Here is a 26,200-nt window from a genome sequence, read left to right as displayed (position 1 = left end):
GATCATCAGTCGCGGGACGGCCCGGGGGCAATCACTTCGCGCGAACCGTTGGTGTTCATGGCGGTGACCACACCGGCCATTTCCATCGCCTCGATCATCCGCGCGGCGCGGTTGTAGCCGATCTTCAGCTTGCGCTGTACGGCGGAGATGGACGCACGGCGGCTTTCCAGCACGAACTGCACGGCTTCATCGTAGAGCGCATCGGTCTCGGCGTCATCGCCGTCACCGCCACCACCGCCGCCGTCAAAGCCGCTGCCGGCCTCTTCAACGCCGCTGAGGATGTCGTCGTTGTAGTCCGGGGCGCCGCGCAGCTTCCAGGCCTCGACCACGCGATGGACCTCGTCATCGGAAACGAAGGCGCCGTGCACACGGATCGGCAGGCTGGTGCCTGGCGGCATGTAGAGCATGTCACCGTGGCCGAGCAGCTGTTCGGCGCCGCCCTGGTCGATGATGGTCCGCGAGTCGATCTTGCTCGAGACCTGGAAGGCCATCCGCGTCGGGATGTTGGCCTTGATCAGGCCGGTAATCACATCCACCGACGGCCGCTGGGTGGCGAGAATCAGGTGGATACCGGCAGCACGGGCCTTCTGGGCGATACGGGCAATCAGTTCTTCGACCTTCTTGCCGACAATCATCATCATGTCGGCGAACTCGTCGACGATCACCACGATGGTCGGCAGGGTTTTCAGCAGCGGCGGCACGTCGTCCATGCTTTCGCGCTTGAACATCGGGTCGTAGATCGGCTCGCCGGCCTCTTCGGCGTCCTTGACCTTGCGGTTGAAGCCGGCCAGGTTACGCACGCCCATGGCCGCCATCAGCTTGTAGCGCCGCTCCATCTCGGCCACGCTCCAGCGCAGGGCATTGGCGGCGTCCTTCATGTCGGTGACCACCGGGCAGAGCAGGTGCGGAATGCCTTCGTAGATCGACAGCTCGAGCATTTTCGGGTCGATCATGATCAGCTTGGCGTCTTCCGGGCCCGACTTGAACAGGATCGACAGGATCATGGCGTTAACGCCCACCGACTTACCGGAACCGGTGGTACCGGCCACCAGCAAGTGCGGCATCTTCGCAAGGTCGGTGATCACCGGCTTGCCGCCGATGTCGTGCCCCAGGGCCATGGTCACCGGCGATTTGGCTTCGTCGTATTGCGGCGACGACAGCACCTCGGAGAAACGCACGATCTGCCGGTCTTCGTTGGGGATCTCGATACCGACGGTGGTCTTGCCGGGGATCACTTCAACCACACGCACGCTGGTCACGGCCAGGGAGCGGGCCAGGTCCTTGGCCAGGTTGGCGATGCGGCTGACCTTGACGCCAGCGGCCGGCTGGATTTCGTAACGGGTAATCACCGGGCCCGGGTGGATCGAGTCCACCGAGACTTCGACGCCGAATTCCTTGAGCTTGATTTCCAGCAGATGGCCAACGCCGGCCAGGGACTCTGGCGAGTAGTTGACCTGCTTCTTCTCGGCAGGATCGAGGATCGAGATCGGCGGCAAGGTGCCTTCGATGGCGCTGTCGACGAACAGCGGCGCCTGTTTTTCCTTCTGCACGCGCTTGCTCGGCTCCGGCGCCTTGGCCGGGGCCGGCATGATCACCGGCGCCGGCTGCTGCACGCGCTCAGCGACGTGTTTGCTCAAGGCCTGGTCGCGCTCGATGATGCGCTCCTTGGCCTTGGCCTGCTCACGGCGATCTGGCGCTACCGGGGCGACTACCTCGTGGACCTGGTCATCGACCTCGCGCAGCTGCGCCACCAGGCGCTTGCGCTCGTTGCGCGCCTCCCACCAGCGGTTGGCGGCGCCCTGGAACAACTCGAACAGGTCGAGGGTGATCTTGCCGGTGACATCCATGACCTTGAACCACGACAGGTCGGTGAACACCGTCAGGCCGAACAGGAACAGGGCAATGAACATCAGGGTGCTGCCCTGCACGTTCAGGGCGTTCTTGGCCAGGTCGCCGAGGCTTTCGCCCAGGGCGCCACCGGCCGATGCCGGCAAGCTGGCGGCGGAATGGAAATGAATATGCGCCAGCGCCGCGCCCGAAAGCACCAGGAACACCAGGCCGATCAGGCGCCAGGAAAACAGCCAGCCGCTCCACTGCCAGGGTTGGTGGCGTTCGCGGAAGATCTGCCAGGTCTTGATCGCCAGCAGCAACGGGAAGATGTAGGCGAAATAGCCCAGGACCATGAACAGGATATCGGCGAAATAGGCACCGGCACGACCGGCGGCATTCTGCACCTGCTCGACGTTGCTGGTGTGGCTGAAGCCCGGATCGGCCTGGTCGTAGGTCAGCAAGGCCATCCACAGGTACAGGCACAGCGCGCCCACGGCGATCAGCGCACCTTCCTTGAGCCGATAGTGCAGCTGCTGGCGCCAGAGCGGCACGGGCAAGGGACTGGGTGTTGCGGTGGATTTCTTCAAAACGCGTCTATTCCTGCGCTCATTGCGCGTCCAACAGTGATTGACCCAACTGAACAGTCAACAAACCACTACTTTTAACATTACTGCCCGCCTACCGCCATGGCGGCACGCCAGAATGAAGCGTAAACGGGGGCCAATTTCCTATACAGCAATTTGAGCATGCATTTTCTTTTGTGACAAAGGCTTATGCGGTGTTTTTGTCCAAGTGTGACAACAAAGGGTCATGCAAGTTGCCTGCAGGCACCACAGCTGCAGGAGCAGGCTTGTCCCGCGAGGCTTTTTCAGGCCATGCTGGGTGCCCTCCCCTCTTCCATCACTGGACCACGATGCTGACCTGGTTGAGCCGCGACACCCTGACCTTTCCGCCGCTGGACAAAGCCCTGCGCGACCCCAACGGCCTGCTCGCCGCCGGCGGCGACCTGAGTGCCGAACGCCTGGTGCAGGCCTATCGCCACGGCTGCTTCCCCTGGTACCAGGACGGCCAACCGATCCTCTGGTGGTCGCCTGACCCACGCACCGTGCTGTTCCCCGACGAACTGCACGTGTCACGCTCACTGCGCAAGTTCATCCGCCAGGGCCACTACCAGGTCAGCTTCGACCAGGACTTTGCCGCCGTCATCAACGCCTGCGCCGCGCCCCGCGACTATGCCGACGGCACCTGGATCACCGACAGCATGCAGGCGGCCTACCTGAAGCTGCACCAGCAGGGCTTTGCCCATTCGGTCGAGGTTCGCCAGGGCGGCGAGCTGGTGGGCGGCCTCTACGGCCTGGCCATGGGCCGGCTGTTTTTCGGCGAATCGATGTTCAGTCGCGCCGACAACGCCTCCAAAGTCGGTTTTGTCGCCCTGGTCGAGCACCTGCAACAGGCAGGATTCGTCCTGATTGATTGTCAGATGCCTACCGACCACCTGCACAGCCTCGGCGCCCGCGCCATCGCCAGGGCCACCTTTGCCGACTACCTGCAGCGTTATCTCGACCAGCCAAACCGCGCCAGCTGGGTTTGCTAGGCGAGTTTTTCCAGCTGGCTTACACTTAAAACAAAAGCACCTCCCGAGGGGTTGATCATGACAGAGCTGGCGCGGTTGAAGTTTTATGCCACTCAACCCCATTCCTGCAGCTACCTGCCAGACGAACAAGCCACCACGCTGTTTCTCGATCCGAGCCAGCCGATGGACGTCAACGTTTACGCAGACCTGTCGGAAATGGGCTTCCGGCGCAGCGGCGATCACCTGTATCGCCCGCATTGCCAGAACTGTAACGCCTGCGTGCCGGCGCGGATCCCGGCTGCACGCTTTCTGCCCAACCGCCAGCAAAAACGCATCCTCAAGCGCAATGCCGACCTGACCGTCACTGCCGCCCGTCCGGCATTCAAGGAAGAGTATTTCGAGTTGTACCGGCGCTACATCGAGCAGCGCCACGCCGATGGCGATATGTATCCACCAAGCCGCGACCAGTTTTCCACCTTCCTGGTCCGCGACCTGCCGTTTTCGCGTTTTTACGAGTTCCGCCTGGGCGACCGCCTGCTCGCGGTGGCGGTCACCGACCTGCTGCCCAATGGCCTATCAGCGGTGTACACCTTCTACGAGCCGGACGAAGAACGGCGCAGCCTGGGCCGTTTCGCGATCCTCTGGCAGATCACCGAAGCCCTGCGCCTGGGTCTGGGCGCGGTCTACCTCGGCTACTGGATCAAGAACTGCAAAAAGATGAACTACAAGACCCAGTACCGCCCCATCGAGCTGTTGATCAATCAACGCTGGGTGACGTTGAACTGAAATCATTGGCTTGAAGTCCATTTTTCGGGCACAATGCACGCCACTTTTTTTGCCTGGCGCAGCTGTGCACCGGGCCATTAACTGGACACCGAGGGCTTTACTGCATGTCGAAAGAAGACAGCTTCGAAATGGAAGGCACTGTCGTCGACACCCTGCCCAACACCATGTTCCGTGTGGAGTTGGAAAATGGGCACGTCGTTACCGCGCACATCTCCGGAAAGATGCGCAAGAACTACATTCGTATTCTGACCGGTGACAAGGTCCGCGTCGAACTGACGCCCTACGACCTGAGCAAGGGGCGCATCACCTACCGCGCCCGCTAAGCGACACCAACGAAAACGCCCGGCTAAATGCCGGGCGTTTTCGTTGGTCCTGGAAAAGCATCGCTGGCAAGTCGGGTCGCCGCACCGCAGCTCCCACAGGGATTGTGTGGGAGCTGGCTTGCCAGCGATGGGCTGCATAGCAGCCCCAGCCTGCCTTACGCCATCTCAGCCGTGGTCTCGAAGTCGAACACCAGTTCGCCATCGCGGATGTCGATGTGCACCACACCGCCATGCTCGGCCAGCTCGCCGAACAGGATCTCTTCGGCCAACGGCCGCTTGATCTTGTCCTGGATCAGCCGCGCCATTGGTCGCGCGCCCATCTGCGCATCGTAACCACCGGCAGCCAGCCAACTGCGCGCCGCATCGCTTACCTCCAGCAGCACGCGCTTGTCTTCCAGTTGCGCCTGCAGTTCGATGAGGAACTTGTCCACCACGCTCTTGATCGTCTCGTGGCTGAGGCGGCCAAACTGGATGATGGTGTCCAGACGGTTGCGGAACTCCGGCGTGAAGCTCTTCTTGATCACTTCCATGGCGTCGGAGGAATGATCCTGCTGAGTGAAGCCGATGGAGGCTCGCGCAGCGGTTTCAGCACCGGCGTTGGTGGTCATGATGACGATGACGTTACGGAAGTCCGCCTTGCGCCCATTGTTGTCGGTCAGGGTACCGTGGTCCATCACCTGCAGCAGCAGGTTGAAGACTTCCGGGTGGGCCTTCTCGATTTCATCGAGCAGCAACACGCAGTGCGGCTGCTTGGTGATGGCTTCGGTGAGCAGGCCGCCCTGGTCGAAACCGACGTAGCCCGGAGGCGCACCGATCAGACGCGAAACAGTGTGCCGCTCCATGTACTCGGACATGTCGAAACGCACCAGCTCAACCCCCAGGGCCTTGGCCAACTGCCGCGCCGCTTCGGTTTTACCGACACCGGTAGGGCCGGCAAACAGGAACGAACCGACCGGTTTGTCCGGCGCCTTGAGGCCAGCACGGGACAGCTTGATGGCGGTGGCCAACGAATCGATCGCCGCATCCTGGCCGAACACCGTGAGCTTGAGGTCGCGCTCCAGGTTACGCAGTAGCTCCTTGTCGGAACTGGTCACGTGTTTTGGCGGAATCCGCGCGATTTTGGCGACGATGTCTTCGACCTGCGGCACGTCGATGCGCTTGACGCGCATCTCGACCGGTTGCAGGCGCTGGTAGGCACCGGCTTCGTCGATCACATCGATGGCCTTGTCGGGCATGTGCCGGTCGTTGATGTAGCGCGCTGCAAGCTCGGCAGCGGCGCGCAGGGCCTCATCGCTGTACTCGATGCTGTGGTGGCTCTCGAAGCGCCCTTTGAGCCCACGCAGGATGCCCACGGTGTCCTCCACCGATGGCTCGCTGACATCGACCTTCTGGAAGCGCCGCGCCAGGGCCCGGTCTTTCTCGAAGATGCCGCGAAATTCCTGGAAGGTGGTCGAGCCGATGCAACGGATATCACCCGAAGACAGCAGCGGCTTGAGCAGGTTGGAGGCATCCATTACCCCGCCGGAGGCCGCACCGGCACCGATGATGGTGTGGATCTCGTCGATGAACAGGATCGCCTGCGGACGCTTGCGCAGTTCGTTGAGCAGCGCCTTGAAGCGCTTCTCGAAATCGCCGCGGTACTTGGTGCCTGCCAACAGCGCACCCAGGTCCAGGGAATAGACCACGCTGTGGGCCAGCAGGTCCGGCACCTGGCCGTCGACGATGCGCTTGGCCAGGCCTTCGGCGATGGCGGTTTTACCGACACCGGCCTCACCGACCAGCAGCGGGTTGTTCTTGCGCCGACGGGCAAGGATCTGCGCCACGCGCTCGACTTCGAGCTCGCGACCGACCAGCGGGTCGATGCGCCCCTGACGGGCCTGTTCGTTGAGGTTGCTGGCATAGGCATCCAGTGGATTGCCCGACGATGAAGTTTCGCCGCCGTCCTCGTCCTGCATGTCCTGTTCGCCCTCGGAGTGTTCACCATGGCCCGGCACCTTGGAGATGCCGTGGGCGATGTAATTGACCACGTCGATACGCGCCACGCTCTGCTGTTTAAGCAGGAACACCGCCTGGCTTTCCTGTTCGCTGAATATCGCAACCAGCACGTTGGCACCGGTGACTTCACGCTTGCCCGAGCTCTGGACATGGAAGACTGCGCGCTGCAGTACACGCTGGAAGCCCAGGGTTGGCTGGGTCTCGCGGTCCTCGTCGTGCACGGGGATCAACGGCGTGGTGGAGTCGATAAACTCCTGCAGGTCGTGTTTGAGTTTGTCGAGGTTTGCGCCGCAGGCGCGCAGAACGGTCGCGGCGGCCTCATTATCCAATAGTGCCAGCAGCAGGTGCTCGACGGTCATGAACTCATGACGCTTCGAGCGTGCCTCCTTGAAGGCCAGATTGAGGGTGACTTCGAGCTCGCGGTTTAACATAGCTTCACCTCATACCCAAGTGGCCGGCGATTAACCGTCCTTCTCGATTTCACAGAGTAGCGGATGCTGGCTTTCCCTTGCGTATTGGTTGACCTGCATGGCCTTGGTCTCGGCGATGTCCCGGGTAAACAATCCGCACACTGCCCGTCCTTCTGTATGGACGGCCAGCATGACCTTGGTCGCCAGCTCGCGATTCAGGTTAAAAAACACCTCGAGCACTTCGACGACGAAATCCATCGGTGTGTAGTCATCGTTGAACAAAACCACCTTGTACATGGGTGGCGCCTGCAGGGCCGGCTTGGCCTCCTGTATCGCCAGGCCAGAACCATCGTCCTCATGCGATTGCGGGCGATCCTGATTGAATGTTAGTCGAATCTGGCTATGTGCATGCATGGAAAGAAATTCATCATTTCGACAGGTTGGTTTATGGGTTGACCGCACAGGCGACGCGGGACAGCCGTCGCCTCACCTTGACTATCGGCAAAACGGTGTTACAACCAATAAGAACCCACCGTGGTCGATAAAGATCCGCGCAGTCAACCAGAATTTTCGCAGGTTCATATGCGGATGGAGTGGATGATACTCCAGTGATGGAGTCCTTTGCAGAGGGATATGAGGATGGCAAGCGGTAAAGTCAAGTGGTTCAACAACGCCAAGGGCTATGGCTTCATCAATGAAGACGGGAAAACAGAGGACCTGTTCGCACACTACTCGGCTATCCAGATGGACGGTTATAAAACCCTGAAAGCCGGACAACCCGTCAGTTTCGAGATCATCCAGGGCCCCAAGGGCTTGCACGCGGTGAACATATCGAACCTCGCCGCACAAACCACCGCCTCCCCCACCCCCAACCCGCAAACGACTGAAGCCTGAGCCGGCGATCAGACATAAAAAAACCGGCCAGCCCGCAAGGACTGGCCGGTTTTCTTGTGCCGCTTACATGTGCTTGATCAAAGCCTCACCGAAACCGGAGCTGCTGACCAGCGTCGCGCCTTCCATCAGGCGCTCGAAGTCGTAGGTCACGGTCTTGGCGGCGATGGCGCCGTTGGTGCCCTTGATGATCAGGTCGGCCGCCTCGGTCCAGCCCAGGTGGCGCAGCATCATCTCGGCGGAGAGAATCACCGAACCCGGGTTGACCTGGTCCTTGCCGGCGTACTTCGGCGCGGTGCCGTGGGTGGCTTCGAACATCGCCACGGTGTCGGACAGGTTGGCGCCCGGGGCAATACCGATGCCGCCGACTTCCGCCGCCAGGGCGTCGGACAGGTAGTCACCGTTGAGGTTGAGGGTGGCAATCACGTCGTATTCGGCCGGGCGCAGCAGGATCTGCTGGAGCATGGCGTCGGCAATGGCATCCTTGACGATGACTTCACGGCCGGTTTTCGGGTTCTTGAACTTCATCCACGGGCCGCCATCGAGCAGCTCGGCGCCGAATTCGTTCTTGGCCACTTCGTAGCCCCAATCCTTGAAGGCACCTTCGGTGAACTTCATGATGTTGCCCTTGTGCACGATGGTCAGCGACTTGCGGTCGTTGTCCACCACATACTGCAGGGCCTTGCGCACCAGGCGCTGGGTGCCTTCCTTGGAGACCGGCTTGATGCCGATGCCGCAGTCCTGGTCGAAACGGATCTTGGTGACGCCCATTTCTTCCTTCAGGAACTTGATGACCTTGGTCGCTTCCGGCGAACCGGCCTTCCACTCGATGCCGGCATAGATGTCCTCGGAGTTTTCGCGGAAGATCACCATGTCGACGTCACCCGGTTTTTTCACCGGGCTCGGCACGCCTTGGAACCACACCACCGGGCGCAGGCAGACGTACAGGTCCAGCTGCTGGCGCAGGGCAACGTTGAGGGAACGGATACCACCACCGACCGGGGTGGTCAGCGGGCCCTTGATGGACACCACGTAATCCTTGACTGCGTCCAGGGTTTCCTGGGGCAGCCAGGTGTCCTGGTCGTATACCTGGGTGGCTTTTTCACCGGCGTAGACTTCCATCCAGGAAATCTTGCGCTTGCCCCCATAGGCTTTCTCTACAGCAGCATCAACCACTTTGATCATGACGGGGCTTACATCTACGCCAATGCCGTCGCCTTCGATGAACGGGATGATCGGATTATCAGGAACATTGAGAGAATGGTCCGCATTGACGGTGATTTTGTCGCCGACTGCCGGAACCTTGATTTTCTGGTATCCCATGCTGCACTCCGTTTTTTTTGGTGTGGTTCGTCATCTGGATCCCCTGAGCGTACCCCAGTTGAACGGCAACGGGAACCACGTGCGCAAATGCCCTGCAATGGGGCAGCAACGCCTACATCTTTGGTCTAAAAAAGCCCCTGCGACCGGTTGATCTTGATCAATACGACCAAGGCTTTGGTATACTCGCCCGGTGACCAAAGGGTCACTGGGGGCGAACCGTCTGAAACGAGACCTGCGGCCCCGACAAGACTGGGCTGTTACCGCAGTTCAGCCGTTTGACACTCGACTGATGCAATCCACCATCACCGCCCAGAATCTTCGACCTTCTGCTCATGGATGTGTCTGAGCGAAGCGCCTACCCTGCGCACCTCGAGATTCTGCGCACGCTCAGCAAAACAGAGAGTTAACCCGAATATGCCCACCCGATCCAAGATCATCTACACCTTCACCGACGAAGCCCCCGCCCTCGCCACCTATTCATTGCTCCCCGTCATCGAAGCCTTCACCGCTTGCGCCGACATCGCCGTAGAAACCCGGGACATCTCTCTGGCCGGCCGTATCCTTTCTGCCTTCCCTGAACAGCTCGGCGCCGACAAGCAAGTGGCCGACCACCTGGCAGAACTGGGCCAACTGGCAACCACGCCAGAAGCCAACATCATCAAGCTGCCGAACATCAGCGCCTCGGTGCCGCAACTGAAGGCCGCGATCAAGGAACTGCAAGCCAAGGGCTTCAACATTCCTGACTACCCTGAAGCCGCCGCCACCGACGCCGAGAAAGAAGCCAAGGCTCGCTACGACCGCATCAAGGGCAGCGCCGTGAACCCGGTCCTGCGTGAAGGCAACTCCGACCGCCGCGCCCCGCTGTCGGTCAAGAACTACGCACGCAAGCACCCGCACAAGATGGGCGCCTGGGCTGCCGACTCCAAGTCCCACGTGGCCCACATGAGCCACGGCGACTTCTACGGCAGCGAGAAAGCCGCGCTGATCGAAGCCGATGACAGCCTGCGCATCGAACTGCTGGACAAGAACGGCAACACCACCGTCCTGAAAGAAAAAACCGCGGTCAAGGCCGGCGAAATCGTCGACTGCGCGGTCATGAGCACCAAGGCGCTGCGTAAATTTATCGCCGCCGAGATCGAAGACGCCAAAGCCAAGGGCGTGCTGCTGTCGGTGCACCTGAAGGCCACCATGATGAAGGTCTCCGACCCGATCATGTTCGGCCAGATCGTTGCCGAGTACTACCAGGACGCGCTGAACAAGCACGCTGCGGTACTGGAGCAGATCGGTTTCAACCTGAACAACGGTATCGGCGACCTGTACGCCCGTATCAAGACCCTGCCAGCCGAGCAGCAGGCGCAGATCGAAGCCGACGTCAAAGCCGTCTACGACGTCCGCCCGGCCCTGGCCATGGTCAACTCCGACAAGGGCATCACCAACCTGCACGTGCCAAGCGACGTCATCGTCGACGCCTCGATGCCGGCGATGATCCGTGACTCGGGCAAGATGTGGAACACCGAAGGCCAGCTGCAAGACACCAAGGCAGTGATCCCGGATCGTTGCTACGCCACCATCTACCAGGCCGTTATCGACGACTGCAAGCAACATGGCGCCTTCGATCCGACCACCATGGGCAGCGTGCCGAACGTTGGCCTGATGGCGCAGAAAGCCGAAGAGTACGGCTCCCACGACAAGACCTTCCAGGCCAAGGCCGACGGCGTGATCCGCGTGGTTGACGGCAAGGGCAACCTGCTGCTGTCCCAGGACGTCGAAGCCGGCGACATCTTCCGCATGTGCCAGGTCAAAGACGCGCCGATCCAGGACTGGGTCAAGCTGGCCGTCAACCGTGCCCGCGCCAGCAACACCCCGGCGCTGTTCTGGCTCGACCCGCATCGCGCCCACGACGGCGTGCTGATCGAGAAGGTCCAGAAGTACCTGAAAGACCACGACACCACCGGCCTGGACATCCGCGTCCTGTCGCCTGTCGAGGCCATGAAGGTTTCCCTGCAGCGCATCCGCGCGGGCCAGGACACCATCTCGGTCACCGGCAACGTACTGCGCGACTACCTGACCGACCTGTTCCCGATCATGGAACTGGGCACCAGCGCCAAGATGCTGTCGATCGTGCCGCTGATGAACAACGGCGGCCTGTTCGAAACCGGCGCCGGCGGTTCGGCACCCAAGCACGTCCAGCAACTGGTTGAAGAGAACTTCCTGCGCTGGGATTCCCTGGGTGAGTTCCTGGCCCTGGCGGCTTCTCTGGAGCACCTGAGCACTGCCTACACCAACCCGAAAGCCAAGGTACTGGCGGCGACCCTGGACCAGGCCACCGGCCAGTTCCTGGACACCAACAAGTCCCCTGCGCGCAAGGTCGGCGGTATCGACAACCGTGGCAGCCACTTCTACCTGACCCTGTACTGGGCCCAGGCCCTGGCCGCCCAGAGCGACGACGCCGCCCTGCAAGCGCGCTTCGCCCCACTGGCAAAAGCCCTGGCCGAGCACGAAGCAACCATCGTCGCCGAGCTCAACGCCGTGCAGGGCAAGCCGGCCGACATCGGTGGTTACTACTACCCGGATGCCGAGCTGACCAGCAAAGTGATGCGCCCGAGCCAGACCTTCAACAGCGCGATTGCCGCACTGTAAGAGAAGCAGCTTGAAGCAGTAAACAAAAACCCCGGCCACGCACCGGGGTTTTTTTAGCTTTGAGTTTCAAGCTGCAAGCTACAAGAAAGAGCCTTGCGCGCACGGCTTTTACTTGTAGCTTGCAGCTTGAAACTTACAACTTAGGGAGAGAATCGACCGTGCGCCCCCACATCACCGTCGCCACTATCATCGAAGACCAGGGCCGCTTCCTCATGGTCGAGGAATTCAAGGCCGGCAAGCACGTGTTCAACCAGCCCGCCGGCCACCTGGAGACCAACGAAAGCCTGCTCGACGCCGCCCGGCGCGAAACCCTCGAAGAAACCGCCTGGGAGGTCGAGCTGACCGGCATCGTCGGCATCTACCTGTATACCGCCCCCAGCAACGGCGTGACCTACCAGCGCATCTGCTTCGCCGCCAGGCCGCTCAAGCACCACCCCGAGCGCGCCCTGGACAGCGACATCGTGCGCGCCGTGTGGCTGAGCCGCGAGGAGCTGCTGGCCGACCCCGAGCGCTGGCGCAGCGAGCTGGTGCCGCGCTGCATCGACGATTACCTGGCCGGCCCGCTGCACAGCCTGGCGTTGATTCGCGACTGACAGCAACGATGCCTTGCAGGCCGCAGCCTGATAGAATCGTTGTCTTTTTCCAGATACACAGCCGGTACCTATGACCAGTCCAGCACTTTACGAACCCGAAAAGACACGCGTTATCGTCGGCATGTCCGGCGGCGTGGACTCTTCCGTCTCCGCCCTCCTGCTGATGGAGCAGGGCTACCAGGTGGAAGGCCTGTTCATGAAGAACTGGGAAGAGGACGACGGCACCGAATACTGCACCGCCCGCGAAGACCTGGCCGACGCCCAGGCCGTGTGCGACCGCATCGGCATCAAGCTGCACACCGCCAACTTCGCCGCCGAATACTGGGACAACGTCTTCGAGCATTTCCTGGCTGAATACAAGGCCGGGCGCACGCCGAACCCGGACATCCTCTGCAACCGCGAAATCAAGTTCAAAGCCTTTCTCGACTACGCGCTGATGCTCGGCGCCGACCTGATCGCCACCGGCCACTACGTGCGCCGCCGCGACACTGACGGGCGTACCGAACTGCTCAAGGGCCTGGACCCGAACAAGGACCAGAGCTACTTCCTGCACGCCGTTGGCGGCAAGGAAATCGCCCGCACGCTGTTCCCGGTCGGCGAACTGGAAAAACCCGAAGTGCGCGCCATCGCCGAGAAACACGGCCTGGCCACGGCGAAGAAGAAAGACTCCACCGGTATCTGCTTTATCGGCGAGCGCCGCTTCAGCGACTTCCTCAAGCAGTACCTGCCGGCACAACCGGGCGAGATCCAGACCACCGACGGCGAAGTCATCGGCCGTCACCATGGCCTGATGTACCACACCATCGGCCAGCGCCAGGGCCTGGGCATCGGCGGCCTGAAAGACGCCGGTGACGAGCCGTGGTACGTACTGGAGAAAGACCTCACCCGCAACGTGCTGGTGGTCGGCCAGGGTAACGAACACCCGTGGCTGTTCTCGCGCGCCCTGCTCGCTTCAGAAATCTTCTGGGTCAACCCTATCGACCTGTCCAGCCCACGGCGTCTGACGGCCAAGGTGCGCTACCGCCAAAGCGATCAGGGCTGCACCCTGGAACAGACCGCAAGCGGCTACCGCGCGGTGTTCGACGAGCCACAGCGGGCGGTGACGCCAGGCCAGTCGGTGGTGTTCTATGACGGCGAAATCTGCCTCGGCGGCGGCGTGATCGAAACCGCCGAGCCGTGGAGCGCGCGCGCATGAATGCCATGCAAGAGCAGTTGGTTGCCCTGGGCGGTGTATTCCAGGCCGCGGTGCTGGTTGACCGCATCGCCCGCACCGGCCAGGCCAGCGAGGCGAACCTTGGCTGCATGCTCGGCAGCCTGCTGGTACGCGACCCCAAGGACACCCTGGAGGTGTTCGGCGGTGACGACCTGAACCTGCGCGACGGCTACCGCGCCCTGGCCAGCGCCCTGGAGCGCGACCCCGGCAGCCTGCAGCGCGAGCCGCTGCGCTATGCCCTGTCGATGCTGGGCCTGGAGCGCCAGCTGGCCAAGCGCGGCGACATGCTCGATGTGATCGGCAGCCGCCTGCCGCAAATCCAGTCCCAGGCCGAGCATTTCGGCCTGGTACATGAAAACGTCATTGCTTCCAGCGGCGCCCTGTACCAGGACACCCTGAGCACCCTGCGCCAACGCATCCAGGTGCATGGCGACATGCGCCACCTGCAGCAGCCAAGCAATGCCTCGAAGATTCGCGCCCTGCTGCTCGCCGGCATCCGCGCCGCGCGCCTGTGGCGACAGCTGGGCGGCCATCGCTGGCAGTTGGTGGTCAGCCGGCGCAAACTGCTCAAAGAGCTGTATCCGATGTTGCGTGGCTGAACACCCATTGCTGGCAAGCCAGCTCCCACAGGGTCGGCATGTACTGCACCTGTGGGAGCTGGCTTGCCAGCGATGGGGCCTTTGAAGCCACTACGATACTGAATGATTTGCTGGCATTACCTTTTGTCAGCCACCCGACCCGGGCGCGTTTTTCATGTATGATATGCGCCCTTTTCAAAGCCTGACTGTCCGAGAACACCCCATGCAGCTTTCCTCGCTCACTGCGGTTTCCCCTGTTGACGGCCGCTACGCCGGCAAAACCCAGGCCCTGCGCCCTATTTTCAGCGAATACGGCCTGATCCGTTGCCGCGCCCTGGTCGAGGTTCGCTGGCTCCAGCGCCTGGCCGCCCACCCGCAGATCGCCGAGGTTCCGGCCTTTTCCGCCGAAGCCAACGCCCTGCTCAACGGCCTGGCCGATGAGTTCGCCCTCGAGCACGCCGAGCGCGTCAAAGAGATCGAGCGCACCACCAACCACGACGTCAAGGCCATCGAGTACCTGCTCAAGGAGCAGGCCGCCAAGCTGCCGGAGCTTGCCAAGGTCAGCGAGTTCATCCACTTTGCCTGCACCAGCGAGGACATCAACAACCTGTCCCACGCCCTGATGCTGCGCGAAGGCCGCGACAGCGTGCTGCTGCCGCTGATGCGCCAGATCGCCCAGGCCATCCGTGAGCTGGCCCACCGCTTCGCCGACGTGCCGATGCTGTCGCGCACCCACGGCCAACCGGCGTCGCCAACCACTCTGGGCAAAGAGCTGGCCAACGTCGTCTACCGCCTGGAGCGCCAGATCGCCCAGGTTGCCGCCGTGCCACTGCTGGGCAAGATCAACGGCGCCGTGGGCAACTACAACGCCCACCTGTCGGCCTACCCGCAGATCGACTGGGAAGCCAACGCCCGCGCCTTCATCGAAGACGAGCTGGGCCTGGTGTTCAACCCGTACACCACCCAGATCGAGCCGCACGACTATATCGCCGAGCTGTTCGACGCGATCGCCCGCTTCAACACCATCCTGATCGACTTCGACCGCGACGTCTGGGGCTACATCTCCCTGGGCTACTTCAAGCAGCGCACCATCGCTGGCGAAATCGGCTCCTCGACCATGCCGCACAAGGTCAACCCGATCGACTTCGAAAACTCCGAAGGCAACCTGGGTATCGCCAATGCCCTGTTCCAGCACCTGGCCAGCAAGCTGCCGGTCTCGCGCTGGCAGCGCGACCTGACCGACTCCACCGTGCTGCGCAACCTGGGCGTCGGTTTCGCCCACAGCGTGATCGCCTACGAGGCCAGCCTCAAGGGCATCAGCAAGCTGGAAATCAACCAAGCGCGTATCGCCGAAGACCTGGACGCCTGCTGGGAAGTTCTCGCCGAGCCGATCCAGACCGTCATGCGCCGCTACAACATCGAGAACCCCTACGAGAAGCTCAAGGAGCTGACCCGTGGCAAAGGCATCAGCCCCGAAGCGCTGCTGACCTTCATCGATGGCCTGGACATGCCGGCAGAGGCTCGCAGCGAGCTGAAGAAGCTGACTCCAGCCTCCTACATCGGTAATGCCGCGGCTCAAGCCAAACGCGTCTGATCTGCGCCCTGCGCGTAAACGCCCGGCTCAGCCGGGCGTTTTTATTACCGAAAGAAAATTACTTTTTTTCAATAGGTTACACATGAATCCTGATACTCCTCTGCAGCTTCTGGGCGGCCTCACTGCCCGCGAATTCATGCGCGACTACTGGCAGAAGAAACCCCTGCTGGTACGCCAGGCCTTCCCGGACTTCGAAAGCCCGATCGACGCCGACGAACTGGCCGGCCTGGCCCTGGAAGAAGAAGTCGAATCGCGCCTGGTCATCGAGCACGGCGAGCGCCCATGGGAACTGCGCCGCGGCCCGTTCGAAGAAGATGCCTTCAGCACCCTGCCCGAGCGCGACTGGACCCTGCTGGTGCAAGCGGTCGATCAGTTCGTGCCGGAAGTCGGCGAACTGCTGGAGCATTTTCGCTTCCTGCCAAGCTGGCGCATCGACGATGTGATGATCAGCTACGCAGCGCCGGGCGGCAGCGTCGGCCCGCACTTCGACAACTACGATGTGTTCCTGCTGCAAGGCCAGGGCAAGCGCAACTGGAAGATCGGCCAGATGTGCGACAGCGACAGCCCGCTGCTGGAGCACGCCGACCTGCGCATCCTCGCCGAATTCGAGCAGAGCGACGAGTGGACCCTGGAGCCCGGCGACATGCTCTACCTGCCGCCACGCCTGGCCCACTACGGCATTGCCGAAGATGACTGCCTGACCTATTCGGTGGGCTTCCGCGCGCCGGGCGCCGCTGAAGTGCTGACCCATTTCACCGACTTCCTCAGCCAGTTCCTGCCTGACGAAGAGCGTTACACCGACGCCGACGCCGAGCCGGTCAGCGACCCGCACCAGATCCAGCACGACGCCCTCGACCGCCTGAAAAAGCTGCTCACCGAGCACATGGGCGACGAGCGCCTGCTGCTGACCTGGTTCGGCCAGTTCATGACCGAACCGCGCTATCCGGAGCTGGTCAGCGGCGAGCCGCTGGACGAAGTCGAGCTGATCGAGAGCCTGGCCCAGGGCGCGATCCTGATCCGCAACCCGAGCGCGCGCCTGGCCTGGTCGGAAGTCGACGACAACCTGCTGCTGTTCGCCAGCGGCCAGAGCCGCCTGCTGCCGGGCGACCTGCGCGAGCTGCTGAAACTGATCTGCGCCGCCGACGCGTTGCACATTGAAAACCTTGAGCAGTGGCTTGAAAACGATCAAGGCATTACCTTGATCTGCGAACTGGTCAAACAAGGAAGCCTGGGGTTTGCCAATGAATAAGATTCGCGTCCGTCTCGCCGACTGGCAGAAAGACAACGCTGATATCCGCCGCATTCGTGAAGCTGTGTTCATCGCCGAACAGAACGTGCCGCCGGAGCTGGAGTGGGATGCCGACGACAACACTGCCGTGCATTTTCTGGCCATGGAGGGTGACTACGCCATCGGCACCGCCCGCCTGCTGCCCGACGGCCAGATCGGCCGGGTCTCGGTGCTCAAGGACTGGCGCGGGCTGAAGGTCGGTGACGCACTGATGCAGGCGGTGATCGTCGAAGCCCAGAACCGTGACCTCAAGCAGCAGATGCTCAGCGCCCAGGTACACGCCACGCCGTTCTATGAGCGCCTTGGCTTCAAGGTGGTCAGCGAAGAGTTCCTCGAGGCGGGTATTCCGCACGTGGACATGGTTCGCGAATCGCGAGAACTGGTCTGATTGCGATTGGGGCTGCCTTGCAGCCCATCGCCGGCAAGGCCGGCTCCCACAGGCTCGATGCCAACCTGATCCTTGTGGGAGCCGGCCTTGCCGGCGATGGGCTGCGAAGCAGTCCTCAGCCTGACAACCTCGCTCCCATAACTGCTACAAATTTGCCATCATGTCCACTCCACTCGCGGAGATCATGGACATGCCGCTACGCCCCCTTCTCGCCTCCCTGCTTCTGTCGTTCAGCCTGAGTACGCTGGCCGCCACTGAAGTCCTGCCGCTGACCCATCGCACCAGCGCTGAAATCCTCCCCACCGCGCAAGCCTTCATCGGCAAGGACGGCAGCGTCAGCGCCTTCGAGAACAAACTGATCGTCAACGCCGAACCCGAGCGCATCGACGACCTGCGCTCCCTGCTGCAACAGCTGGATACCGCGCCGCGTCGACTGCTGATCAGCGTCGACAACAACGACAGCAATTTCCAGGACAACCGCGGCAATGCCCGGGTCATTCGCTACGGCACCAGCAACCGCGAAGGCGGCCTGCAGCAGGTCCAGGCCAGCGAGGGCAGCCCGGCACTGATCCAGGTCGGCCAGAGCATCCCGGTCACCAGTACCAGCACCGACAGCGATGGTCGAGTGCAGAGCGACACTGAATACCGCAACGTCACCCAGGGCTTTTACGTCACTGCCAGCGTCACTGGCGACACCGTGCACCTGAACATCAGTACCAACAATGACCGGATGAGCCAGGAACGTCCCGATGTAGTGAAGGTGCAAAGTACCGACACAAAAGTCACCGGCAAGCTCGGTGAGTGGATCACGCTGGCAGGGGTCAACCAGCAGAGTCAGTCCGAACGCAGTGCTTCGGCCCTCAGCTACAGCACCCAGCGCGGTGAAAACATGACATTGCGGGTAAAAGTCGACGCTTTGGACTGAACCCAGACAAATCAAGGCCTCGACCAAAGGCCTCGAAACTGACTGACGAGTCGTATTAGACCAAAGATGTAGTGGTGATAAAAAACCACTACAAAACATTTGACGACCCCGAAACGTCGAGGCATGATGGCCCCGCTCCCGCTGATCAGAGGCCCTGGCAAGGGCCTTCGAACCGCGCTCTAACCCACCCACCTGAGCCGGCTCGTGTCTGTACCGCCCACAAGGCAGTTTGACGAGATTGCGACTGGAACGAAGTTGTCCCGAGGGACGGAAGCGCATCAAAAGGTACCCGGCAGCACTGTTCTTTGCAGTTCGGCAACCACGAGCCACCCTGCAACGAAAACCTCGCCCACCTGCTCACTTCCCCCTTCGAGCCCCCATCGTTCGACCGTCGCATATTTCGCCCATACTGACCTTTGCCAGGCTTCTGATCTGCGCAGTAGAGAGCGCGAATTTTTACCAAAGACCGATGCGACGAGGTTTATTTCCATGGCACTGACACGCGAACAGCAAATTGCAGCCCTCGAAAAAGACTGGGCCGAGAACCCGCGCTGGAAAGGCGTGACCCGTACCTACACCGCCGCTGATGTCGTTCGTCTGCGTGGCTCGATCCAGCCTGAGCACACCCTGGCCCGCCTGGGTGCCGAGAAGCTGTGGAAGCTGGTCACCCAGGGCGCACACCCGTCCTTCCGTCCAGAGAAAGATTTCGTCAACTGCATGGGCGCCCTGACCGGCGGCCAGGCCGTGCAACAGGTCAAAGCCGGTATCCAGGCAATCTACCTGTCCGGCTGGCAAGTGGCTGCCGACAACAACTCGGCCGAGTCCATGTACCCAGACCAGTCGCTGTACCCGGTGGATTCGGTTCCTACCGTGGTCAAGCGCATCAACAACTCGTTCCGTCGCGCCGACCAGATCCAGTGGAAAGCCGGCAAGAACCCGGGCGACGAAGGCTACGTCGACTACTTCGCCCCGATCGTGGCTGACGCCGAAGCCGGTTTCGGCGGCGTCCTGAACGCCTACGAGCTGATGAAGAACATGATCGAAGCAGGCGCCGCCGGCGTTCACTTCGAAGACCAGCTGGCCTCGGTGAAAAAGTGCGGCCACATGGGCGGCAAGGTACTGGTTCCAACCCAGGAAGCCGTACAGAAGCTGACCGCTGCCCGCCTGGCGGCTGACGTAGCCGGTGTACCGACCATCATCCTGGCCCGTACCGACGCCAACGCCGCAGACCTCTTGACCAGCGACTGCGACCCGTACGACCAGCCATTCGTGGTTGGCGAGCGCACCCAGGAAGGCTTCTACAAGGTTCGCGCCGGCCTCGATCAAGCCATCGCCCGTGGCCTGGCTTATGCGCCATACGCCGACCTGATCTGGTGCGAAACCGCCAAGCCGGACCTGGACGAAGCTCGCCGCTTTGCCGAAGCGATCAAGAAGGAATACCCGGACCAGATCCTGTCGTACAACTGCTCGCCTTCCTTCAACTGGAAGAAGAACCTGGACGACGCAACCATCGCCAAGTTCCAGCGCGAACTGTCGGCCATGGGCTACAAGCACCAGTTCATCACCCTGGCCGGTATCCACAACATGTGGCACGGCATGTTCAACCTGGCGCACGACTACGCCCGCAACGACATGACCGCCTACGTGAAGCTGCAAGAGCAAGAGTTCGCTGACGCCTCGAAAGGCTACACCTTCGTGGCCCACCAGCAGGAAGTCGGCACCGGCTACTTCGACGACATGACCACCGTGATCCAGGGTGGCAAGTCTTCGGTTACCGCGCTGACCGGTTCGACTGAAGAAGAGCAGTTCCACTGATCGCTGATCGGTTGCTGACATTCGGGTAACACGCAAAACCCGGGGCCTGTGATGGGGCTCCGGGTTTTGTTTTTTATCAGGACTTGGTGGTGCCAGCGATAGGGTCCCCAGCAAATGCACAGGGCTTCCTTATTAATTGCCATTGGCTATGCTAGGTGCACAACAACACCAAGGATCGGCCATGCCCCGCCCTGTCACCCTGCTCTGCCTGGCCCTGCCGGGCGCTGCCTTCTATCTATATGCACTGGCCAGCGGCAACGCGCTGCTGGGCCTGGCGGTCAAACCGATCCCGGTGCTGGCGCTGATCTGCTGGCTGAGTAGCGCCGAGCCCACCGCCTACCGGCGCTGGATCATTATTGGCCTGGGTTTCTCACTGCTTGGCGACATTCTGCTGGCCGTGCCTGGCGACCTGTTCGTGTTTGGCCTGGCGGCCTTTCTCTGTGCACACCTGGCCTATCTGCGCGGCTACCTGGGCGAGAACCGCCAACTGGCGCCCGCTGCGCTGTTGGGTTCGGCGATTGTCGGTGCGGCGCTGCTGGGGCTGCTGATCAGTTCCGGCCTGGGTGAATTGCTGATTCCGGTCAGCGTTTATGCCCTGGCCATCAGCGCCATGCTCTGGCGCGCCCTGGCCTGCGGCGGCCTGGCGGCGCTGGGCGCGCTGGCGTTTGTGTTTTCCGACAGCCTGATCGGGATCGACCGCTTCGTCAGCCCGTTCGCTGCCGCCCAGTACCTGATTATCCTCACCTACTGGCTGGGCCAGTGGGCTATCGCCGCCTCGGCCTACACCAGGCAATCGACAAAAGCCTTGATCCAGAGCGCGGCAGGGCAAGAAAAAACAGGTTAAAACACAAGGTGTGGAAACTTGCAGGTGACGCCTATGTTGCACAACTTTGTAGTTGACTCGAACAGTAGGGCTAATCACGCACCCTCAAATGATATTAATTATCATTACGAAGTTGCAGGTTCATTACGCGTTGCAAGAAACATAATTAACAGAACCCGGGGCAATGCCCGTTCCACGTGGCCTGCAGCCTGTTACGAAAGATTTTTGTTCTTAATCTTACGAATAAATTTGCTGCAGAAATTTTACTTGCACCGGGTTTACCCATAAAATCAGCGCGATAGATTCCGCTGCGACATATCGTCACTGCTCTACTTCTTTTCAAGCCGCAGAGCCTGGTCTCTGTATAAGGATTTTCAGCATGCCCGATTCGACAGGACTCATCGCCCACAACTGGGGCTTTGCCATTTTCCTTTTGGGTGTCGTAGGCCTGTGCGCCTTCATGCTCGGTCTTTCCGCCCTGCTCGGCAGCAAGGCCTGGGGCCGCAGCAAGAACGAACCCTTCGAGTCCGGCATGCTGCCCACTGGCGGCGCCCGCTTGCGCCTGTCAGCCAAATTCTATCTGGTCGCGATGCTGTTCGTGATCTTCGATATCGAAGCCCTCTTTCTCTTTGCATGGTCTGTGTCCGTCCGCGAAAGCGGCTGGACCGGATTCGTCGAAGCACTCGTTTTCATAGCAATTCTGTTGGCAGGTCTTGTCTACCTATGGCGCGTCGGGGCACTTGATTGGGCTCCCGAAGGTCGTCGCAAGCGGCAAGCGAAGCTGAAACAATGAGGCTTTGGCAATGCAATACAATCTCACCAGAATCGACCCGGATGCTCCCAACGAGCAATATCCAATCGGAGAGCGGGAAACCGTCTCCGATTCGCTGCTAGAGGACCAGGTCCACAAGAACATCTTCATGGGCAAACTTGAAGATGTGCTCAGTGGCGCGGTCAACTGGGGGCGTAAGAACTCCCTGTGGCCGTACAACTTCGGCCTCTCCTGCTGCTACGTGGAAATGACCACGGCCTTCACGGCGCCCCACGACATCGCCCGCTTTGGCGCCGAAGTCATCCGGGCTTCGCCGCGCCAGGCCGACTTCATGGTCATCGCCGGCACCTGCTTCATCAAGATGGCGCCGATCATCCAGCGCCTGTACGAGCAGATGCTCGAGCCCAAGTGGGTCATTTCCATGGGCTCGTGCGCCAACTCCGGCGGCATGTACGACATTTACTCGGTCGTTCAGGGGGTCGACAAGTTCCTCCCCGTGGATGTCTACGTGCCTGGCTGCCCGCCTCGCCCTGAAGCCTTCCTGCAAGGCCTGATGCTGTTGCAGGAGTCGATTGGCCAGGAGCGTCGTCCTCTTTCCTGGGTTGTCGGCGATCAAGGCATTTACCGTGCCGAGATGCCGTCGCAGAAAGAGCAACGCCGTGAACAGCGCATCCAGGTCACCAACCTGCGCAGCCCCGACGAAGTCTGATCCAGCGACCTGTTGCCTGCGCATGCGCGACAGGCAGCCTGGCTTCATTCTCTACGTTGACCGAAAGCGACCGAGACCATGACAGCGGACACCGCTATTTATATCCCGCCTTACAAGGCTGACGACCAGGATGTGGTCGTCGAACTGAACAACAAATTCGGCCCCGAAGCGTTCGTCGCCCAGGAAACCCGCACCGGCATGCCGGTGCTTTGGGTTACCCGCGAAAAACTCAAGGACGTGCTGGGTTTCCTGCGCAATGTCGCCAAGCCGTACAGCATGCTCTACGACCTGCACGGCGTCGACGAGCGCCTGCGCACCCAGCGCCGCGGCCTGCCGGGCGCCGACTTCAGCGTCTTCTACCACCTGCTGTCGGTGGAGCGGAACAGCGACGTGATGATCAAGGTGGCCTTGAGCGAAGGCGACCTGAACCTGCCAACCGTCACCGGCATCTGGCCCAACGCCAACTGGTACGAGCGTGAAGTCTGGGACATGTTCGGCATCGACTTTGCCGGCCACCCGCACCTGACCCGGATCATGATGCCACCGACCTGGGAAGGTCACCCGCTGCGCAAGGACTACCCTGCCCGCGCCACCGAATTCGATCCGTACAGCCTGACCCTGGCCAAGCAGCAGCTCGAGGAAGAGGCCGCGCGCTTCAACCCTGAAGCCTGGGGCATGAAGCGCCAGGGCACCAACGAGGACTACATGTTCCTCAACTTGGGCCCGAACCACCCTTCGGCCCACGGTGCCTTCCGTATCGTCCTGCAGCTGGACGGCGAAGAGATCGTCGACTGCGTCCCGGACATCGGCTACCACCACCGTGGTGCCGAGAAAATGGCCGAGCGTCAGTCCTGGCACAGCTTCATCCCCTACACCGACCGTATCGACTACCTCGGCGGGGTGATGAACAACCTGCCGTACGTACTGGCGGTGGAGAAGCTGGCCGGCATCCAGGTGCCGCAGAAGGTCGACGTGATCCGCATCATGCTCGCCGAGTTCTTCCGCATCACCAGCCACCTGCTGTTCCTGGGTACCTACATCCAGGACGTCGGTGCCATGACCCCGGTGTTCTTCACCTTCACCGACCGTCAGCGCGCCTACACCGTGATCGAAGCCATCACCGGCTTCCGTCTGCACCCGGCCTGGTACCGCATCGGTGGTGTTGCCCACGACCTGCCGCGCGGCTGGGAAAAACTGGTGAAGGACTTCGTCGACTGGCTGCCAAAGCGCCTCGACGAGTACACCAAGGCCGCCCTGCAGAACAGCATCCTCAAGGGCCGGACCATCGGCGTTGCCCAGTACAACACCAAAGAGGCCCTGGAATGGGGCGTCACCGGTGCCGGCCTGCGTTCCACCGGTCTTGACTTCGACCTGCGCAAGGCCCGCCCTTACTCCGGCTACGAGAACTTCGAGTTCGAAGTACCGCTGGCCCACAACGGCGATGCCTACGATCGCTGCATGGTCCGTGTCGAGGAAATGCGCCAGAGTATCCGCATCATCGACCAGTGCCTGCGCAACATGCCGGAAGGCCCGTACAAGGCGGATCACCCGCTGACCACGCCGCCGCCGAAAGAGCGCACCCTGCAGCACATCGAAACCCTGATCACTCACTTCCTGCAGGTTTCGTGGGGCCCGGTCATGCCGGCCAACGAATCCTTCCAGATGATCGAGGCGACCAAGGGCATCAACAGTTACTACCTGACGAGCGACGGCGGCACCATGAGCTACCGCACCCGGATCCGTACCCCGAGCTACCCGCACCTGCAGCAGATCCCTTCGGTGATCCGCGGCAGCATGGTCGCGGACCTCATTGCGTACCTGGGCAGTATCGACTTCGTTATGGCTGACGTGGACCGCTAAGCATGAACAGCACGCTTATCCAAACCGACCGTTTCGCCCTGAGCGAAACCGAGCGCTCGGCCATCGAGCACGAGATGCATCACTACGAGGACCCGCGCGCGGCGTCCATCGAAGCCCTGAAGATCGTCCAGAAGGAACGCGGCTGGGTGCCGGACGGCGCCATCTATGCCATCGGCGAAGTGCTCGGCATTCCTGCCAGCGACGTCGAAGGCGTGGCCACCTTTTATAGTCAGATCTTCCGTCAGCCGGTTGGCCGGCACATCATCCGCGTCTGCGACAGCATGGTCTGCTACATCGGCGGCCACGAGTCGGTGGTCAGCCAGATCCAGAGCGAGCTGGGCATAGGCCTTGGCCAGACCACCGCGGACGGGCGTTTCACCCTGCTGCCGGTGTGCTGCCTGGGTAACTGCGACAAGGCCCCGGCGCTGATGATCGACGACGACACTTTTGGCGACGTGCAGCCTGCTGGCGTCGCCAAACTGCTGGAGGGTTACGCATGACCATCACTTCCTTCGGCCCGGCCAACCGCATTGCGCGTTCGGCCGAGACCCATCCGCTGACCTGGCGCCTGCGTGACGACGGCGAGCCGGTCTGGCTCGACGAGTACCAGGCCAAGGACGGCTACGCCGCCGCCCGCAAGGCCCTGGCGCAAATGTCCCAGGACGATATCGTCCAGACCGTTAAAGATTCCGGCCTCAAGGGCCGTGGCGGTGCGGGCTTCCCCACCGGCGTCAAATGGGGCCTGATGCCCAAAGACGAATCCATGAACATCCGCTACCTGCTGTGCAATGCGGACGAAATGGAGCCCAACACCTGGAAAGACCGCATGCTGATGGAGCAACAGCCCCATCTGCTGATCGAAGGCATGCTGATCAGCGCCCGCGCGCTGAAAGCCTACCGCGGTTATATCTTCCTGCGTGGCGAATACACCACCGCAGCGCGCAACCTCAACCGCGCGGTCGAGGAAGCCAAGGCTGCAGGCCTGCTGGGCAAGAACATCCTCGGCAGCGGCTTTGACTTCGAGCTGTTCGTCCATACCGGTGCCGGGCGCTACATCTGCGGTGAAGAAACCGCGCTGATCAACTCCCTCGAAGGCCGCCGCGCCAACCCGCGCTCCAAGCCGCCCTTCCCTGCCGCCGTTGGCGTGTGGGGCAAGCCGACCTGCGTGAACAACGTCGAGACCCTGTGCAACGTGCCGGCCATCGTCGGCAACGGCATCGACTGGTACAAGTCGCTGGCCCGCGAAGGCAGTGAAGACCACGGCACCAAGCTGATGGGCTTCTCCGGCAAGGTCAAGAACCCTGGCCTGTGGGAGCTGCCGTTCGGCGTCACTGCCCGCGAGCTGTTCGAAGACTACGCCGGCGGCATGCGCGATGGCTTCAAGCTCAAGTGCTGGCAGCCAGGCGGCGCCGGTACCGGTTTCCTGCTGCCCGAGCACCTGGATGCACAAATGTACGCCGGTGGCATCGCCAAGGTCGGCACCCGCATGGGTACCGGCCTGGCCATGGCCGTGGACGACAGCATCAACATGGTCTCGCTGCTGCGCAACATGGAAGAGTTCTTTGCCCGTGAATCCTGTGGCTTCTGCACCCCGTGCCGCGACGGCCTGCCGTGGAGCGTCAAGCTCCTGCGCGCCCTCGAAAAAGGCCAGGGCCAGCAGGGCGACATCGAGACCCTGCTGGGTCTGGTCGGCTTCCTCGGCCCAGGCAAGACCTTCTGTGCACACGCACCGGGCGCCGTTGAGCCGCTGGGTAGCGCGATCAAGTACTTCCGCCCTGAGTTCGAGGCTGGCATTGCCGCCCAGGCACCGGTCGCTGCCGCTGCCGGTCTGCGCCCGGACCTGGCGAAGCCGATCGTCGTCGGCGCATAAC

General features: G+C 61.7%; 23 protein-coding genes. 19 read left to right on the top strand and 4 right to left on the bottom strand.

Annotation, left to right across the window (positions count from 1 at the left end; genetic code table 11):
- Positions 1-5: 5 nt before the first annotated feature.
- Complete coding sequence (ftsK, locus tag PspR32_RS09435; RefSeq protein ID WP_026001533.1) at positions 6-2,417, bottom strand: DNA translocase FtsK; 2,412 nt, start codon at positions 2,415-2,417, stop codon at positions 6-8.
- Between the two features lie 326 nt (positions 2,418-2,743).
- On the opposite strand from ftsK, the gene aat reads away from it, so the two are divergent.
- The 3 genes from aat (at position 2,744) to infA (ending at position 4,512) form a co-directional block, all read left to right on the top strand.
- Positions 2,744-3,424: a leucyl/phenylalanyl-tRNA--protein transferase gene (gene aat / locus PspR32_RS09430; RefSeq protein WP_010226746.1), complete on the top strand. Its 681-nt coding sequence runs from the start codon at positions 2,744-2,746 to the stop codon at positions 3,422-3,424.
- 57 nt (positions 3,425-3,481) lie between these two features.
- Complete coding sequence (locus PspR32_RS09425; RefSeq protein ID WP_036994542.1) at positions 3,482-4,189, top strand: arginyltransferase; 708 nt, start codon at positions 3,482-3,484, stop codon at positions 4,187-4,189.
- 104 nt (positions 4,190-4,293) lie between these two features.
- The gene (gene infA, locus PspR32_RS09420; protein WP_002553999.1) at positions 4,294-4,512 is read left to right on the top strand and encodes a translation initiation factor IF-1; all 219 of its coding nucleotides are present in this window, start codon (positions 4,294-4,296) and stop codon (positions 4,510-4,512) included.
- A 155-nt stretch (positions 4,513-4,667) separates the two neighbouring features.
- Here the strand turns inward: infA and clpA are convergent, their stop codons facing one another.
- Both clpA and clpS read right to left on the bottom strand, forming a co-directional pair.
- Positions 4,668-6,938, bottom strand: coding sequence for an ATP-dependent Clp protease ATP-binding subunit ClpA (gene clpA, locus PspR32_RS09415; protein WP_010226749.1), 2,271 nt, complete (start codon positions 6,936-6,938; stop codon positions 4,668-4,670).
- Between the two features lie 30 nt (positions 6,939-6,968).
- Positions 6,969-7,331 carry an ATP-dependent Clp protease adapter ClpS gene (gene clpS, locus PspR32_RS09410; RefSeq protein WP_010226753.1) on the bottom strand — a complete coding sequence of 121 codons (363 nt, stop codon included), beginning with the start codon at positions 7,329-7,331 and terminating at the stop codon, positions 6,969-6,971.
- Between the two features lie 225 nt (positions 7,332-7,556).
- Between clpS and cspD the strand changes: the two genes are divergently transcribed.
- Positions 7,557-7,811 (top strand): cold shock domain-containing protein CspD, encoded by a 255-nt coding sequence (gene cspD / locus PspR32_RS09405; protein WP_026001534.1) that lies wholly within the window; start codon positions 7,557-7,559, stop codon positions 7,809-7,811.
- A 63-nt stretch (positions 7,812-7,874) separates the two neighbouring features.
- Here the strand turns inward: cspD and icd are convergent, their stop codons facing one another.
- Positions 7,875-9,131 (bottom strand): NADP-dependent isocitrate dehydrogenase, encoded by a 1,257-nt coding sequence (gene icd / locus PspR32_RS09400; protein ID WP_010226755.1) that lies wholly within the window; start codon positions 9,129-9,131, stop codon positions 7,875-7,877.
- Positions 9,132-9,545: 414 nt separating this feature from the next.
- Between icd and PspR32_RS09395 the strand changes: the two genes are divergently transcribed.
- The 15 genes from PspR32_RS09395 to nuoF all read left to right on the top strand — a co-directional run bounded on the left by PspR32_RS09395 (position 9,546) and on the right by nuoF (position 26,199).
- Positions 9,546-11,771 carry an NADP-dependent isocitrate dehydrogenase gene (locus tag PspR32_RS09395; RefSeq protein ID WP_010226756.1) on the top strand — a complete coding sequence of 742 codons (2,226 nt, stop codon included), beginning with the start codon at positions 9,546-9,548 and terminating at the stop codon, positions 11,769-11,771.
- Between the two features lie 158 nt (positions 11,772-11,929).
- The gene (locus PspR32_RS09390) at positions 11,930-12,364 is read left to right on the top strand and encodes an NUDIX hydrolase (RefSeq protein ID WP_036994537.1); all 435 of its coding nucleotides are present in this window, start codon (positions 11,930-11,932) and stop codon (positions 12,362-12,364) included.
- Between the two features lie 70 nt (positions 12,365-12,434).
- Complete coding sequence (gene mnmA, locus PspR32_RS09385) at positions 12,435-13,559, top strand: tRNA 2-thiouridine(34) synthase MnmA (RefSeq protein WP_010226758.1); 1,125 nt, start codon at positions 12,435-12,437, stop codon at positions 13,557-13,559.
- Positions 13,556-14,176, top strand: a complete 621-nt coding sequence (gene hflD / locus PspR32_RS09380; RefSeq protein WP_010226760.1) for a high frequency lysogenization protein HflD — start codon at positions 13,556-13,558, stop codon at positions 14,174-14,176. Before mnmA ends, hflD begins: the two co-directional genes overlap by 4 nt.
- Before the next feature lie 202 nt (positions 14,177-14,378).
- Entirely contained in the window at positions 14,379-15,749 is a 1,371-nt protein-coding gene (purB, locus tag PspR32_RS09375) for an adenylosuccinate lyase (protein WP_159388346.1), read from the top strand.
- 82 nt (positions 15,750-15,831) lie between these two features.
- The gene (locus PspR32_RS09370) at positions 15,832-16,998 is read left to right on the top strand and encodes a ribosomal protein uL16 3-hydroxylase (RefSeq protein ID WP_010226762.1); all 1,167 of its coding nucleotides are present in this window, start codon (positions 15,832-15,834) and stop codon (positions 16,996-16,998) included.
- The gene (locus tag PspR32_RS09365) at positions 16,991-17,425 is read left to right on the top strand and encodes a GNAT family N-acetyltransferase (RefSeq protein ID WP_010226763.1); all 435 of its coding nucleotides are present in this window, start codon (positions 16,991-16,993) and stop codon (positions 17,423-17,425) included. The genes PspR32_RS09370 and PspR32_RS09365 overlap by 8 nt, the downstream gene beginning before the upstream one ends.
- A 160-nt stretch (positions 17,426-17,585) precedes the next feature.
- Entirely contained in the window at positions 17,586-18,350 is a 765-nt protein-coding gene (locus PspR32_RS09360; RefSeq protein WP_159388345.1) for a secretin N-terminal domain-containing protein, read from the top strand.
- Positions 18,351-18,839: 489 nt separating this feature from the next.
- Complete coding sequence (gene aceA / locus PspR32_RS09355; RefSeq protein ID WP_010220395.1) at positions 18,840-20,165, top strand: isocitrate lyase; 1,326 nt, start codon at positions 18,840-18,842, stop codon at positions 20,163-20,165.
- Between the two features lie 181 nt (positions 20,166-20,346).
- A complete protein-coding gene (locus tag PspR32_RS09350; RefSeq protein ID WP_159388344.1) occupies positions 20,347-21,009 on the top strand; it encodes a lysoplasmalogenase in 663 nt (220 codons plus the stop codon).
- 358 nt (positions 21,010-21,367) lie between these two features.
- Positions 21,368-21,781 (top strand): NADH-quinone oxidoreductase subunit A, encoded by a 414-nt coding sequence (locus tag PspR32_RS09345; protein WP_010220397.1) that lies wholly within the window; start codon positions 21,368-21,370, stop codon positions 21,779-21,781.
- A gap of 10 nt (positions 21,782-21,791) precedes the next feature.
- On the top strand, positions 21,792-22,469 hold the full coding sequence (locus PspR32_RS09340) for an NADH-quinone oxidoreductase subunit B (protein ID WP_010220398.1): 678 nt from the start codon (positions 21,792-21,794) through the stop codon (positions 22,467-22,469).
- A 78-nt stretch (positions 22,470-22,547) separates the two neighbouring features.
- Positions 22,548-24,329 carry an NADH-quinone oxidoreductase subunit C/D gene (gene nuoC / locus PspR32_RS09335; RefSeq protein WP_010220400.1) on the top strand — a complete coding sequence of 594 codons (1,782 nt, stop codon included), beginning with the start codon at positions 22,548-22,550 and terminating at the stop codon, positions 24,327-24,329.
- Positions 24,330-24,331: 2 nt separating this feature from the next.
- On the top strand, positions 24,332-24,829 hold the full coding sequence (gene nuoE, locus PspR32_RS09330; protein ID WP_010220402.1) for an NADH-quinone oxidoreductase subunit NuoE: 498 nt from the start codon (positions 24,332-24,334) through the stop codon (positions 24,827-24,829).
- Entirely contained in the window at positions 24,826-26,199 is a 1,374-nt protein-coding gene (nuoF, locus tag PspR32_RS09325; RefSeq protein ID WP_010220403.1) for an NADH-quinone oxidoreductase subunit NuoF, read from the top strand. The genes nuoE and nuoF overlap by 4 nt, the downstream gene beginning before the upstream one ends.
- Position 26,200: the final 1 nt, after the last annotated feature.

This window comes from Pseudomonas sp. R32 (assembly GCF_009866705.1).
GTDB lineage: Bacteria > Pseudomonadota > Gammaproteobacteria > Pseudomonadales > Pseudomonadaceae > Aquipseudomonas > Aquipseudomonas donghuensis.
This window is presented reverse-complemented; position numbering and strand designations above follow the sequence as displayed.